Source organism: Streptomyces sp. DvalAA-14 (genome assembly GCF_900091855.1).
In the GTDB taxonomy this organism is placed as follows: Bacteria; Actinomycetota; Actinomycetes; order Streptomycetales; family Streptomycetaceae; genus Actinacidiphila.
Window position 1 is genome coordinate 1 of the sequence record NZ_FMCH01000223.1, and the last position, 13,994, is coordinate 13,994.

Consider the following 13,994-nt stretch of genomic DNA (forward strand, 5'->3'; position numbering starts at 1 on the left):
TGGCCCGGCGAGCACGTCACCGGGCCGTCCCACGGCGTCCCGCAGTCCCCCCACGCCAATCCGCTGCCGTCCGACTCCTGGCCCGGCGAGCACGTGACGGGGCCGTCCCACGGCGTCCCGCAGTCCCCCCACGGCAATCCGCTGCCCTCCGACTCCTGGCCCGGGGAGCACGTCACCGAGCCCTCCTACGGCAGCCCCCAGCCGTCCGACTCCTGGCCCGGGGAGCAGACCACCGCGCCGGTCTACGGCCACCACCCGAAGCCGACGCACTCCTGGCCGGGCAGGGAGACCACGAGCTGCCCGCCGCACACACCCCCGACCAAGCACCCCCACCACCCGCACCTGCCGCACACCGGTGTGGACGGCGTGGAGTGGGCAGCGCTGGCCGGAGCGGGCGCGCTCGCCGCGGGCGGTGCGCTGGTGATCTTCACCCGCCGCCGCGGACGGCACAGCTAGCGGATCGCGACACCCGCAGCCCGTAGGACCCGAGTCGGCCGCCCCGGAGTATCCCGGAGCGGCCGACTTCGGCATATGAGCACATCACTCGTCATACATGACTAATCACTCCCAGGAGTGGACAAGAGTGGGCATTCGGCATGCCCGTGGCCTCCCCTTGGGCATGCTCGGCTCGTCTTGTTCCGGCCATCCACTTGGAGGATCCGTGACCACGAGTACGACGCGTGCGACGACTGCCACCACCGCGGCGCGCAGGAAGCCCGCGATGCGCCGGGCGGCCGGCCTGGGCGCGGCGGCCATCGGCGCCGGGCTGATGCTGGGCGCGCTCGGATCGGCGCCCACGGCCGAAGCGGCCGCCCACGTGCGCACCCTCACGCTGCGGCTGGCGAGCGCTCCCGGCGAGGTGGCCAACGTCAGAGGCGCCTCGAGAGAGAACGGCGCGCATGTCATCCAGTGGCCGTACTCCCACGCGCCGAACGAGCGCTGGGAGCCGGAGGCCACCGCGAACGGCTATTACCTGCTGCGGTCGGAGGAGAGCGGCAAGTGTCTCAACGTCGCGGGCGGCGGGGACGAGGAAGCGGCGCCGGTCATCCAGTACACCTGCGGCAATTACCCCAACGAGCAGTGGAAGTTCGTCCACAAGGGCATCGGCTACCAGATCGTGGTCCGGTCCAGCGGCAAGTGCCTCAACGTGCGGGGCGGCGTCGGGCAGGGCAATGAGCTGATCCAGTTCACCTGTACACCGCACGGCGTCGACAACGACGTGTGGCTGCCGGTCTGGGAGAACGCCTCCAACTGACCGGCGGGGCGTCAGTCGGTCCGGTCGAGGCAGGCCAGCAGCAGGGCGATGTCGTCCTCCTGACCCTGTCGCTGCTCGATGGTGGCGACGATGTGTTCGGCCAGCTCGTCGAGATCGCTGGGCCCCTCGTCCAGCAGGGTTCGGATCTGGCGTTCCCCGGCGTCCAGGTCCGAGCCGTGCGACTCCAGCAGGCCGTCGGTGCACATCAGCAGGGTGTCCTCGGGTCCCAGTCCGATCCGGGTGGCCGGATAGGGCTCGTCGTGAAGCTGCGGCAGGCCCAGCGGGAGTCCGCCCGCGACCTCGATGGGGCCGGTGCGGCGGTCGGCGCCCCGGATCAGCGGATACGGGTGCCCGGCGCGGACAAAGGTGACGCTGGCGCTGTCCGGCCTCAGATGGGCGCAGATGCAGGTCGCGATCAGATCGGTGTCCAGTTCGGCGAGAAAGCGCGAGGTCCGGGCCATGATCGTCTCGGGTGAGTGGCCTTCGGCGGCGTAGGCGCGCAGTGCGGCCCGGACCTGGCCCATCACCGCTGCGGCGTGCACGTCGTGGCCTTGCACATCGCCGACCACCAGGGCGATCCCGCCGCCGGGAAGCGTCATGGCGTCGTACCAGTCGCCGCCGGCCTGATGCCCCCGGGCGGCCGGCTGGTACCGCACGGCCAAGCAGAGGCCCGGCACCCGCGGGATGCGCGCCGGGAGCATCGCCTGCTGCAGGGCGGCAGCCATGCTGTGCTCCTGGTCGTACTTCAGGGCACGCTGCAGGGACTGCGAGAAGGTGCCGGCGAGGGCGAGCAGCAGGTTGCGTTCCTCGGGGCTGAAATCGCGTCTGCCCTGGTAGAGGATGGCCAGGGCGCCGGTCGGCCGGGCTTCGGCGGCGAGCGGCAGAATCGCGGTGGAGGTCAGGTCCGTCGGCTCGATGTACGGCCACAGCAGCGGGTAGTTCTCGCGTACGTCCTCGCGGGTGATGAAGAAGGCCGTCTGGGAGCGGATCGCTTCGGCGATGGGCAGGGGGGAGTCGATCCTGGCCACCCCGAGGTCGTGGAGCAGCTCGGGCGGCAGGCCCGTGGTGGCGAGCAGCCGTCGCCGGTCCTGTTCGACCACGCTCAGGGCCACTCCGGAGGCGCCCAGCCCCGCCAGGAACGGCCCGCCCGTCACCAGTTCCAGCAGGTCCTCGACGGACAGCGCGCGGGCGAGCGCCGCCGTGGTCGCCTGCACGACATCTGTCTGCTGCTGCCGGTCGGCGGCCAGGATGGCCTGCTGGGCGGCGTGGCTGAGTTCGGCGTCGGCGTTCCGGACGATGCCCACGGCTCGCAGTGCGTTTCCGTCGTCGCCGCGCTTGATGGCCGCCTGCACATGCGCCCAGCGCAGGGTCCCGTCGCGGGAGCGGGTGCGGAAATAGGCGCCGTATTCGTCGGCGCCGGCCAGCGCCCTTTCCACCAGGCCGGGTGCGTCACGCGTCACCATGCGTTCACGCAGGGAATCGGCCCGGCCGTCGAACTCGTCGGGTTCGAATTCGAATACCCGCAGGGCACCCTCGCGGAGGTAAACCCGGTCCGAGGGGAACTCCCAGATGAAGCCGCCCATGAGGTTGGCCGCGAGATAGCCGGGGAGTTCCGCCGTCAGGATTTCTTCGAGGGTGCGCCCGCTGTCGTCGGACGACGGGCTCCCGGATGCGCTGGGACGTTCCATGGCACCTCCGTCCCGGTCCCGCGGCCGCCGCGCACCGCCTCTTCGCCTTCGCCCGTCGACGCTCTGACCTCGTGCGACATCCACACATCGGCCCCCTCTCACGGTACCGCCCCTTGCGGATGCCTGATACCGGGCGACCCCGCGCCAAGCGCGGCGGCCGTCCTCCGCGCAGGGGTTCTCCGTCAGCGGTCGACGAGGTGGGCGAGGCTCATTCAGTTCGGATAGCGCGATGTGCCGAGCGCCTGTCCGTCACTGCCGAGAATCACGACTTCGACCGCTGCGGACGCGAAGACACGGACCGCTCGCAGGACATTGCCGAGACGGTGCCCCGGCGGTTCGGGGTGGGCGCCTATCGAAGTGCCACCATGGCTGGTGGGAACGGGATAAAGCGTGCTGGTAGCCATATCTCAAGCCTACGATTCCCGCATCCGGAGTGCGTCGGACCGGCGGATCATTCTGTCGTTCGTCTGTCCGCCCACAGGCTGACCCCCGACCCTGAGCCGACCCGGGGTGGGCCCCCGGAAGTCTCCGGAAGTCCCGCGGAAAACCATTTCGCGCCGCTCCGCCGGGCGCGTAGGATCGTCGGTCTTGCCGCCTCCCCGAGCGGGAGTGCCGCCGCCCGGACGGAAACCGGCCGGCCCTCGTGACACCATCCGCATCGAGCCGGAGGCAAAGCCGTGCCCTCGCACGCCCAGACCCAGGGCCAGCCCCCCAACCAGTCCGAGAACCACTCCCCTGATCAGGACCCGCTGCGCCGGGAACGCGACCACCTGTCCTCCTCCCGGGCCGCCCTGCGCGCCATGCGCCACGACGTCGAAGCGCTCGACATCGCCGACGTCGCCGCCAACTGGGTGAACGCCCAGGTCCTGACCGCGCAAATCGACATCCGCATCAAGGCATTGGCCGACCTGGCCCACACCCCCCTGTTCTTCGGCCGTCTCGACTACCGGCACGCCCCCGGCGTGGAACTGGCCGAGGGCGCCGAAGGCGAGAGCTTCTACATCGGGCGCCGGCACGTGCACGACGGCGACGGCGAACCCATGGTCATCGACTGGCGCGCCCCCGTCTCGCAGCCTTTCTACCGCGCCTCCCGTACCGAGCCGATGGATGTGGCGCTGCGCCGCCGCTTCGGCTACACCGGCGGCGAGTTGACCGCGTACGAGGACGAGCACCTCTCCGACCCGGACGAGTCGGAGACATCCAGCCGCCTGCTCCAGGCCGAGATCGAACGGCCCCGCGTCGGCCCGATGCGGGACATCGTGGCGACCATCCAGCCCGAGCAGGACGAGATCGTCCGGGCGGGCGTCACCGGCACGGTCTGCGTGCAGGGCGCGCCCGGCACCGGCAAGACCGCGGTGGGCCTGCACCGGGTGGCGTATCTGCTGTACGCGCACCGGGAGCGGCTGGCGCGTACCGGCACCCTGGTCATCGGCCCGAACGCGTCCTTCCTGCGGTACATCGAGCAGGTGCTGCCCGCGCTGGGCGAGCTGCAGGTCAAGCAGGCCACGGTGGCCGATCTGGTGGCCCATGTGGAGGTGCGCGGCGCGGACTCGCCGGCGGCCGCCCGGATCAAGGGCGACGCCCGGATGGCGGAGGTGCTGCGCCGCGCGGTCCGGGCCGGCATCCGGATGCCGACCGAGCCGGTGATGGTGGTCCGCGGTTCGCGCCGCTGGCGGGTGCCGGCCTATGAGCTGGAAGAGATCGTCCGGGAGCTGGCGGTGCGCGACATCCGCTACGGCGCCGCCCACGACGCCTTGCCGCAGCGGATCGCGCACGCGGTGCTGGTGCAGATGGAGCGGGCCGGGGAGGCGCCGGACGACCGGGTGCAGGACGCGGTGGCCCGGACCCCGGCGGTGAAGGCGGTGGTCAAGGCGTGCTGGCCGCCGGTCGACCCGGCGAAGACGGTGCTGCGGCTGCTGTCGGAGCCGGAGTTCCTGGCCTCCTGCGCCGACGGGCTGCTCAGCGAGGAGGAGCAGCGGGAGATCGGGTGGGCGAAGCCGGCCCGCGGGCTGAAGGCGGCGCGCTGGTCGGCGGCGGACGCGGTGCTGGTGGACGAGGCGTACGACCTGGTGCAGCGCACGTCCTCGCTGGGGCACGTGGTGCTGGACGAGGCGCAGGACCTGTCCCCCATGCAGTACCGGGCGGTGGGCCGCCGCTGCTCGACCGGCTCGGCCACCGTGCTCGGCGACCTGGCGCAGGGCACGACCCCCTGGGCCACGTCCTCGTGGGCGGAGGCGCTGTCCCACCTGGGGAAGCCGGAGGCCCGGATCGAGGAGCTGACTCTGGGCTTCCGGGTGCCGCGCGAGGTGATCGCGTACGCCTCCCGGCTGCTGCCGTCGATCGCGCCGGGTCTGGCGCCGGCCACCTCGGTCCGGGAGGCGGCGGGCGCGCTGTCGGTCCGCGCGGTGCCGGCGGCCGGGCTGGACTCGGCGGTGCTGGACGCCTGCCGGGAGGCGCTGGGCGAGGAGGGCTCGATCGGCCTGATCGCGGCCGACCCGCGGATCCCGGCGCTGTCCGCCGCGCTGACGGCCGCGGGCCTGGCCCACCTCGCGCCGGGCGAGGAGACCTCGGCGTCCGCCCGCCTCACCCTGGTGCCGGCCTCGCTCGCCAAGGGCCTCGAATACGACTACGTGGTGCTGGACGACCCCGCCGCCCTGGTCGCCGCCGAACCGGACGCCCGCACCGGGCTGCGCCGGCTGTACGTGGCGCTGACCCGTGCGGTGTCCGGTCTGACGGTCCTGCACAGCGAACCGCTGCCCGAGGCACTGGCGGGCTGACGGGGCCCGCGCCGGTCCGGGACGGCCGGGGCCGGGCCGGGCCGCCCGGTCAGCCGACCGCGACCGGCGCGTCCAGCGCGGCCCGCCAGGTGCGGACAGCCGTGACGTCGACCGAGCCGGCCCAGCCGTCCCGGCGCACGGCGCCCCCGACGTGGAAGGCGTCGAGACCGGCGGCCCGCAGTTCGGGCACGTGATCGAGCAGCAGGCCGCCGCCGACCAGCAGCCGCGGCTCGTAGCCGGGTTCGCCCTCCCGGGCGGCTTCGGCGCACAGCACGTCGATGCCGTCGGCGACGCCGTGCGCCGAGCCCGCGGTGAGGTAGGTGTCCAGACCGGGCAGTCCGGCCAACTGCAGCCGCAGCGCGTCGCGGTCGGCGGCCCGGTCGATGGCCCGGTGGAAGGTCCACCGGCATCCGTCGAGCACATCCACCAGCGCGTGCACGGCCTCCAGGTCCGCCCGGCCGCCGCCGTCGAGGAATCCGAGCACGAACTCCTCCGCCCCCTCGGCCCGCAGTCCCTGCGCGGCCTCGCAGAGCGCGTCCAGCCCGCGTTCGTCCCCCGCGCTGAAGCCGTCGGACAGCCGGAGCATGACCCGCAGCGGGATGTCCACGGCGGCGCGGATCGCCGCGAAGGTGGCCCGGCTGGGCGTCAGCCCGTCCGAGGCCATGTCGGTGACCAGTTCGAGGCGATCGGCCCCGCCGTCCTGGGCCGCCACGGCATCGTCTGCGCCGAGCGCGATCACCTCGAATATTGGTCTAGACATATGAGAAGGGTGCCATACGCACTCCTCCCGCGCGAGAGGCAGCCCCATCCCACCCGAACCTGTAGCCCCACTGGCCGACCCCCCGTCAGGACGTCGGCGATCGGGGCCCGTCAGGGCCGGACGTCCACGATCCGCACCGGCTGACCGACCCAGCGCGCGATTTCGGCCGTGGCGAGGAGTCGACGCCTGAGCACGGGCGATGTCGCCTGAGGTGATCCGCCGCGCCCCGCGTGGCACGGGTGCCGCACAATAGCCCGCATGCCGACGACGTCGACCGCTGCCGCGCACCCCCGTTACGCCGCCCTGCTCGCCGAGTGGTGCGAGCTGGTGCGCCGCTGCCAGCAGGACCCGGACACCGCGCCCGACCCCGTGCCGTACGGGCAGAACCTGCTGGAGCGGTGGGCCGAGCCGCAGCGGCGGTACCACACGCTCGACCATCTGCTGGCGGTGCTGACCCGGGCCACCGAGCTGACCGCGCACGCGGACGACCCGGACGCCGTGGCGCTCGCCGCATGGTTCCATGACGCGGTCTACCGGCCGGACCGCAGCGAGAACGAGGAGCGCAGCGCGAAGCTCGCCGAGCGCGCGCTGCCCGAAGTCGGGGTGGACGGGAGCCGTACGCAGGAGGTCGCCCGGCTGGTCCGGCTCACCGTCACCCACGACCCCGGCGACGGAGACCGCAACGGCGAGGTGCTCTGCGACGCCGACCTCGCCGTCCTGGCCGGCGACCCCGCCGACTATGCCGCGTACGCCGCGGATGTCCGCGAGGAGTACGCCTTCGTCCCCGACGACCTCTTCCGCACCGGCCGCGCCGAGATCCTCGCCCGCCTGCTCGCCCTCCCCCACCTGTTCCGCACCGGCTACGGCCGGGCCCACTGGGAAGCGGTCGCCCGCCGCAACCTCGGCACCGAACTGGAACTTCTCGGCTGAGCCGTGAACGGCCGCCCCAGGTCTCAAGGTTGAGCACCTGGCCATGGCGACGACCATCAACGGGCCGTGGCTCGCACGGCCGAGGGATGGTTCGGGTAGCCGAGCTGCCGGTTCGGCGATCGACGGTTTGCCGGTTCGCCGGTTTGCCGGTTTGCCGGTTTCCGCTGCGCGGGTGGTGGTGGGGCCATTACGCTCGGTCATGGCTCTGATCGGGCCCACTTTCCGCACGCAAGGGAGCATGCGATGGCCGACCGACCGATGCCTGGCAAACAGCGGAAACTCGATCCGTCCGCGTCCTCACGGGAGCTGTACGGCTCCGAGTTGCGCTTCAAGCGCGAGCAGGCAGGGCTCAGCCTGGAGGAGTTGGCGGCGCGGATGTTCATCGCCAAGTCCCACGTGTCGAACCTGGAGGTGGGCCAGCGCCGCGTTCAGCCCGACATGGCCGTCCAACTGGACGAGATCCTGGAGACGGACGGGTTCTTCGTCCGGAATCTGGCGGCGGGGCGTTCATCTCCGTATCCAGAACACTTCGCGGACGCGGCCGAGTTGGAGAGCTTCGCGCTGTCCCTTCGGGACTGGGAGCCGCTGCTCGTGCCCGGCCTGCTCCAGACCGAGGCGTACGCGCTCGCGGTCATCCGTGGCTACGATCCGGTCCTGCCCGATTCCGAGGTTCGGGAGCGGCTGGCAGCCCGACGGTCCCGCGCCCGCATCTTCAGCAACGAGAGCAGCCCGCACTACTGGGCAGTGGTGGACGAGGCCGCGATCCGCCGCCCAGTGGGTGGCATCGCTGCGATGACCGAACAGCTCCGGCACGTTGCCGCGATGATCCGCCGCAACCGGATCATCCTCCAAGTGCTCCCGTTCAGCGCGGGCGCTCACGCGGGAATGGAAGGTGCGCTGCGGCTGATGACCTTCGAGAACGACAGCCCGATGGCATACCTCTCAAGTGTGGCGACCGGCACGCTCATCGTCGATCCGGCCACCGTCAAGCGCCACTCGCTGGCATACGATCTCCTCGCAGCGGCGGCCCTGTCGCCGGAAGCTTCCCTGACCCTCATCGAAGCGGTAGCCGAGGAGTACGAACATGGAGCCCAAGTACGGCCTGCGGGCGGTGACGTGGCGTAAGAGCACCCACAGCGGCGGCAGCGGCGGCAACTGCATTGAGGCCAGCGACAGCCTCACGCGCGCCAGTTGGCGCAAGAGCACCTACAGCGCCGGTGACGGCGGCGAATGCATCGAGGTCGCGGACAACCTCCCCGACGTCATTCCCGTCCGGGACAGCAAAGATCCCCACGGCCCCGCCCTCGACTTCACCCCGGCCGCCTGGACCGCCTTCGTCACCGCCACCGCCCGGGGCGAGTTCCCCACCGGCTGACCGCGGCCCCCGGCCCCTTGGTGAATTCGGCCTCGGGGCCCTGCCCGTGCACGCTAGTTTGCGTCCTGTGGCAGAGTCCTTCTCTCCGGCGGAAGAACGGGTGATCACGGCCTTCCCGAAAGGGGAGACCGTTGATCTGCCGGAGGACGAGCCGGATCGGGTCGTGCGAGCCGAGTTACTGGTGCGGCTCCTGACCGGGGAATTCCCCGTTCCGCCCGGGGCGCGGCCGGCCCTGAAGGTGGTGGGCGCCCATATCTCCGGAACATTCGATCTGGAGGGGCTGGCCGTCGCCGCGCCGATACGCCTCGATCAGAGCTTGTTCGACGAGGCGCCGGTGCTCACCGACGCCGAGTGCGCGTCCATTCGCCTGCCGGGCTGCCAGGTTCCCGGCTTCAAGGGCGCGGGGCTGCGGACGCAGGGGAATCTCGAACTGGACCAGGGGTTCGTGTGCGTCGGGCTGCTCGATCTGTCGGGTGCGGAGATCGGCGGCGACCTGAAACTGCGGGACGCGCTGATCCACAACCCGGGTGAGCGGGCGATATTCGCCAGCCGCATCTCGGTGTCCAAAGCTCTGCTGGCCGGCCGGCTGGTTGTCGTCGGACAGACCCGCCTGCTCAGTGGCCGCATATCCGGTCTGTTCAGCCTGTCGGATGCCCAACTGCTGAATGGGGGCGGAATCGCCCTGCAAGGCGAACGCCTCGAAGTCGGCGAAAGTCTTTTCTTCCAGCGGACGTTCCGGGCCGAGGGGCACGTCACTCTGCGGAACGCCTCCATCAACGGCGGGATAGACGCCCGCGAGGCGACCTTCTCCAGCCCGCCGGGGACGAACTGTCTGAACCTCGTGTGGATGCGGACGGGCCGCAACGCTTCCTTCAAGTTGGCCCGGTTCTCCGGGAACGTCGCCGGCCAATCGGCCTCGATCGGCGGGTCCCTCAATCTGAACGACACGACCTTCGCGGCGGGGAGCAAGCTCGTACTGGACCGTTTGAAGGCCGGCCGGGTCCAGTTGCTCCCCATCACCCCACCGCGGTCGGTGAGCCTCCGGCAGGCCAAAGTCGGCGGGTTCGAGGACGACCCGCGCACCTGGCCGGAGGAATTGAACCTCGACAACTTCGAGTACCTCTCGCTGGACTCCGCCCTCCCGGTCAGTCCGCAGGACCGGCTGCGCTGGCTCGCACTGGACCGCGGCGGGTACCGGCCCCAGCCGTACCAGCAGCTCGCCGCGGCGTACCGCGTCAAGGGCGAGGAACAGCAGGCCCGGCGGGTCGCCCTGGAAGGCCAGCGCCGTCGACGCCGCACCTTGAACCCGCCGGGGCGCCTGCTGGGGTACCTGCTCGACATCACGGTCGGCTACGGATACCGGACCTGGATCGCGGGGATCTGGCTCACCCTCTTCGCCACGGCGGGATCGGTGGTGTTCACGCTCTGGCCCGCCCACGCGACCGTCAAGGGCGCGCCCGCCTTCCATCCGTTCATCTACACGCTGAGCCTGCTGCTCCCCATCGTCGACCTGGGACAGAACGACACCTGGCAGCCGCAGGGATTCACCCAGTGGTTCGCCTGGGCACTGACCCTCCTGGGCTGGGCCCTCACCACCGCCGTGGTGGCCGGCGTCAGCCGCGTCCTCAACCGCTCGACGTGAACCCCGGACCCGCCCGATGCGGTCACCGCGGAGATACGCCGCTGATGGTGGATGAAGCCGAAGAGATCGGCCGCCGCGCCCGCCGCTCACGGCTCCGTCTCGGCATGACGCAGGCCGACCTCGCCGCCGCCGTCGGCAAGACGCAGGGGTGGGTGTCCAAGATGGAGCGTGGACATATTGAACTCGACCGGGTCGGCCTGCTCAACCTGCTGGCGTCGCAGTTGCACGTACACCCCAATGACCTGATCGGGCGGCCGTACAACAGCGCACCGGAAGACAATCAGTGGCAAGTGGCCGCCGCAGCCATCATGCGGGAGCTGCGTCGCTACGACCTCGCCCCTGTTTTCGACGGGACCCCCCGGTCCGCCGAGCGGCTCTGGCAGGAAACCGCCCGTTTGCACCGGCTGCGCGACGCCGCCGCCAATGCGGCAATCATGGATGTTCTCCCCGACCTGTTCCGCGAGACACGCGCTCTTGCTGAAGTGTCCGCCGGACACGAACGGGAGGAGGCATTCGCCATCTATGCCGTGTGCTGCAAGTTCGCGCACACGGCGGCGCATGCCCTCGGCCACCCCGAGCTGATCGCCATGGCTTGTGAGCGCGCCGCCTGGTCCGCGCGGCAGTCCGCAGATCCCGTCATGCCGTCCGTTGCCGACTGGATGCGGGCATGGGACATGTGGGCAACGGCGGACTGGGACGACGCCATCACCTTGTCGGACAAGGCCATTCACACCGTGCAGCGGGCCTACGACCAGGGGGAGCCACTCGCGGTCCGCGCATGGGGCTCGCTCCAGCTGCGTGCAGCTGTCTCCGCGGCCCGAGCGGGCCGCCGCGCGGAAGCCGAGACAAGGCTTTGACGGAACTGGAGAAGGCCGAGCGCATCGCACCCCAGCTCGTGCGCAACCATCCCATCGCCCGGTCGACCCTCCGGAGCATCGTGTATGCCGAGCGAGCGGCCACCCGGGAGAAGCTGCGCCGGATGTCGGACCGCTTCCGCCTCGACGGATGACGGTCGTATTCCTGGGGCTCATACATCGCCCGTCTGCTGCATGCCAAGGGCGTTCAGGTAACCGTGTACGACGCCGACCCCGTCCGCCGCACACAAGCCCTCTCCCAGGGCTTCGCCGTCGCCAGGGACCGCGACACCGCGCTGCACGGCGCCGGTCTGATCCTGTGCGCGACCGGTGCTGTGTCCCTGCGGGGCGAGGACTTCTCCGCCCTGCGGAACGGCGCCTACGTGGCCACGGTCACCAGCAGCGAGGACGAACTCGACCTGGTCGGCCTCCCCGACGTGTACCAAAGAACCCCGCACGGGGACCACATCACGCGCTATCAGACGACTGGGCACTACTTCTACCTGCTCAATGGTGGAAACGCCGTCAACTTTCTGCATGGCGCGAGCGTGGGCCCGTTCATCCACCTGGTGCAGGCCGAGAAACTCGCCGGCGTCCGAACCTTGACCCGCCAGAGCCTCGGATCCGGTATGCACGAGGTCGACGCAACGGACCGCGCGGCAATCGCCGGGATGTGGCTCAGCTACTTCAATCGCTAGATGATCCATTCCAAGGGGTGATGTTGGCGCTGACGCGTCAGACGGGCGTGTAGCTGTGTGGCTGTTACGCCCCGGGGTGGTATGCCTCCAGGCGGTCGGCCAGTTCCATGGGGTGACCGAGCATGGGGCAGTGGTCACCGGGCAGCTCGTCGGGTGTAATGCCCAGGCGTTCCCGCACGATCCGGCGCATGTAGTCGGCGGGGAAGAAGCGGTCGTCTCTGGACAAGAGGAACTTCGTGGGCACGTCCGGCCACGCGGCCAGTGGCCATGGCTTCATGAACGGTGTGGCCGATTGCGTGCGCGTGTGCTTCTTGGCCTCGGCTGCCAGTGCTGGCGGGGTGTCGTGATGGAACAGGGCGGTGTCGTCGTCGGGATCCCTGCCGTCGCGTTCGTCTTGGTCGCGCCTGGCCTGCTCGAAGCCGGTGTTGGCCCACCACTGGCCTGGGCTCTCGCCCGTTGCTGGGATCTGCGCCTGCAGCATCACCAGCAGGTCCACCGGCACGCGGTCGCACACCAACGGTGCGGTGAACCCGCCGAAGGAATGGGCCACCAAGATCAGGTCGGTGCGATCACCGATGGCGTCGACCACGGTGTCGGCGTACTCGGCCAGCCCGGCCGAGTCGTCGTCGCAGGGCAGGTCCACCGCCACCACGTCATGGCCCCGCCCACGCAGCTCGGCCTCCAGCAAGTGCCAGTACCACGGGCCGGACGCGGCACCGGGAATCAACACATACGTAGCCATCGTCAGCGGCCCCCTCGGTAGCGAACACGGTGCCTCAACGCTGTTGTGCTGCCCATCGAGACACGGCGAGCGAACACCCCACTGCGGGGCCGGAATTGTCCCGCGCTCGGTAGGAGGTGTTTCACGCATTGATAAGGCGAGGGCATCCATGATCATTGTGTGACGAACAATCTGGATACCCTCGCGACCGCACTCTATGTGAAGACTGACGACTTGCTGAAGGCATCGCCGCATCTGGCCCCGTACCGACCCGACGTCGGCATAGCGCCGCGGCTGAGGGACGCAGAACTGGTCACGCTCTCGGTTATGCAGGCACTGCTCGGCTTCACCTCCGAGGCCCGCCGGATCCGCGTCTGGGTGGTCGACTCCACCCCGGTGGAATGCGGGCGCTCCCGCGAGACCGTCAAACGCTCCGACTTTGCCGGATGGGCCGAATACCTCTACTGCGCCAGCCACTCACGCTTCTTTTGGGGGCTGCGGCTGCGCCTGGTGTGCACGCTGCACGGCCTGCCGGTCGCGTTCGCGTTGACCGGGGCGAAGGCCGACGAGCGCGAGACGCTGCTGGCCATGTTCGAGGTCGAGTCCGAGCTGCTGGCAGATCGGCCCGGTCAGACGTTGATCGGCGACAAGAACTACTTCGGGCGGGACTTCGAGGGCCACCTCGAGAGGGACTGGCACATCCAGCTGCTGAACGAAGAACATGCCGATCACCGCGCGGCACGTGCGCGACACCGTCGACGCCTACCTGGCCGACCACCCGGACGAGAAGGAGGTTCTTGCGCCCCTGTGCGAGGTCGTCGAGCTTGCCGGCGACTCGGTTACCTCGCGCAAGGAATTCCGTGGCCACGTCACGGCCGGCGCGGTCCTGGTCCGCCCCGACCGCCGTGTCCTCATCATCGAACACAAGGCCCTGGGCAAGTGGCTTCTGCCCGGCGGCCACGTCGAGGACAGCGACACGACTCTCCGTGACGCCGCCTTGCGCGAACTGGCCGAGGAAACGGGCATCAGCCGCGACCAGGTCGAGCCGGAGGGTGCGGTGCCCCTGCACATCGATGTGCACACCATCCCGGCCAATGGCGCCAAGGGTGAACCGGAGCACCCGCACTTCGACGTCCGCTTCCTCTTCCGGACCAGCGCGGACGCCGTTGTACTGCAAGAGGAGGAGGTCACGAACTACTCGTGGCAGTTCGCGGACACGCTGACGGCCGACCCTCTGCGCTCCCGTGTGATGGCCGCACTACGCCGCTGATCAGCGGGCTGCTGACCGGGGACT

The 13,994-nt window shown here is 70.4% G+C and carries 13 protein-coding genes and 2 pseudogenes; 11 read left to right on the forward strand and 4 right to left on the reverse strand.

From position 1 onward, the window contains the following. On the forward strand, window positions 1-456 hold a 456-nt coding region (locus tag GA0115240_RS11680; RefSeq protein WP_141708805.1), incomplete at its 5' end, for an LPXTG cell wall anchor domain-containing protein. Window positions 457-661: 205 nt separating this feature from the next. Beyond that, window positions 662-1,255 carry an RICIN domain-containing protein gene (locus tag GA0115240_RS11685; protein ID WP_256069751.1) on the forward strand — a complete coding sequence of 198 codons (594 nt, stop codon included), beginning with the start codon at window positions 662-664 and terminating at the stop codon, window positions 1,253-1,255. A gap of 11 nt (window positions 1,256-1,266) precedes the next feature. On the opposite strand, the gene GA0115240_RS11690 is transcribed toward GA0115240_RS11685, so the two are convergent. Together GA0115240_RS11690 and GA0115240_RS11695 are read right to left on the reverse strand one after the other, a co-directional pair. Next, window positions 1,267-2,943 (reverse strand): SpoIIE family protein phosphatase, encoded by a 1,677-nt coding sequence (locus tag GA0115240_RS11690; protein WP_093736611.1) that lies wholly within the window; start codon window positions 2,941-2,943, stop codon window positions 1,267-1,269. A 212-nt stretch (window positions 2,944-3,155) separates the two neighbouring features. Beyond that, complete coding sequence (locus GA0115240_RS11695; protein WP_093736612.1) at window positions 3,156-3,347, reverse strand: hypothetical protein; 192 nt, start codon at window positions 3,345-3,347, stop codon at window positions 3,156-3,158. Window positions 3,348-3,620: 273 nt separating this feature from the next. On the opposite strand from GA0115240_RS11695, the gene GA0115240_RS11700 reads away from it, so the two are divergent. Next, on the forward strand, window positions 3,621-5,720 hold the full coding sequence (locus GA0115240_RS11700) for a HelD family protein (protein ID WP_370673320.1): 2,100 nt from the start codon (window positions 3,621-3,623) through the stop codon (window positions 5,718-5,720). Window positions 5,721-5,769: 49 nt separating this feature from the next. On the opposite strand, the gene GA0115240_RS11705 is transcribed toward GA0115240_RS11700, so the two are convergent. Then, the gene (locus GA0115240_RS11705) at window positions 5,770-6,480 is read right to left on the reverse strand and encodes a copper homeostasis protein CutC (protein WP_093736613.1); all 711 of its coding nucleotides are present in this window, start codon (window positions 6,478-6,480) and stop codon (window positions 5,770-5,772) included. 258 nt (window positions 6,481-6,738) lie between these two features. Here GA0115240_RS11705 and GA0115240_RS11710 point away from each other — a divergent pair, with 258 nt between their 5' ends. The 6 genes and pseudogenes from GA0115240_RS11710 to GA0115240_RS11735 all read left to right on the forward strand — a co-directional run. After that, window positions 6,739-7,410 carry an HD domain-containing protein gene (locus GA0115240_RS11710; RefSeq protein ID WP_093736614.1) on the forward strand — a complete coding sequence of 224 codons (672 nt, stop codon included), beginning with the start codon at window positions 6,739-6,741 and terminating at the stop codon, window positions 7,408-7,410. A gap of 243 nt (window positions 7,411-7,653) precedes the next feature. Then, window positions 7,654-8,535: a helix-turn-helix domain-containing protein gene (locus tag GA0115240_RS11715; RefSeq protein ID WP_237554799.1), complete on the forward strand. Its 882-nt coding sequence runs from the start codon at window positions 7,654-7,656 to the stop codon at window positions 8,533-8,535. Beyond that, a complete protein-coding gene (locus GA0115240_RS11720) occupies window positions 8,495-8,785 on the forward strand; it encodes a DUF397 domain-containing protein (RefSeq protein ID WP_093736615.1) in 291 nt (96 codons plus the stop codon). Before GA0115240_RS11715 ends, GA0115240_RS11720 begins: the two co-directional genes overlap by 41 nt. A gap of 163 nt (window positions 8,786-8,948) precedes the next feature. After that, window positions 8,949-10,427, forward strand: a complete 1,479-nt coding sequence (locus tag GA0115240_RS11725) for a hypothetical protein (RefSeq protein WP_141708806.1) — start codon at window positions 8,949-8,951, stop codon at window positions 10,425-10,427. A gap of 44 nt (window positions 10,428-10,471) precedes the next feature. Then, window positions 10,472-11,436 (forward strand): annotated as a pseudogene (locus tag GA0115240_RS11730) (helix-turn-helix domain-containing protein). A gap of 15 nt (window positions 11,437-11,451) precedes the next feature. Beyond that, a pseudogene (locus GA0115240_RS11735) lies at window positions 11,452-11,979 on the forward strand (adenosylhomocysteinase); the annotation flags it as partial. A gap of 64 nt (window positions 11,980-12,043) precedes the next feature. On the opposite strand, the gene GA0115240_RS11740 reads toward GA0115240_RS11735, so the two are convergent. After that, window positions 12,044-12,721, reverse strand: a complete 678-nt coding sequence (locus tag GA0115240_RS11740) for an alpha/beta hydrolase (RefSeq protein WP_093736617.1) — start codon at window positions 12,719-12,721, stop codon at window positions 12,044-12,046. 159 nt (window positions 12,722-12,880) lie between these two features. Between GA0115240_RS11740 and GA0115240_RS11745 the strand changes: the two genes are divergently transcribed. Then, window positions 12,881-13,690, forward strand: coding sequence for a transposase (locus GA0115240_RS11745; protein WP_370673321.1), 810 nt, complete (start codon window positions 12,881-12,883; stop codon window positions 13,688-13,690). Beyond that, on the forward strand, window positions 13,617-13,970 hold the full coding sequence (locus GA0115240_RS39190) for an NUDIX hydrolase (RefSeq protein ID WP_370673323.1): 354 nt from the start codon (window positions 13,617-13,619) through the stop codon (window positions 13,968-13,970). The genes GA0115240_RS11745 and GA0115240_RS39190 overlap by 74 nt, the downstream gene beginning before the upstream one ends. Window positions 13,971-13,994 lie beyond the last annotated feature (24 nt).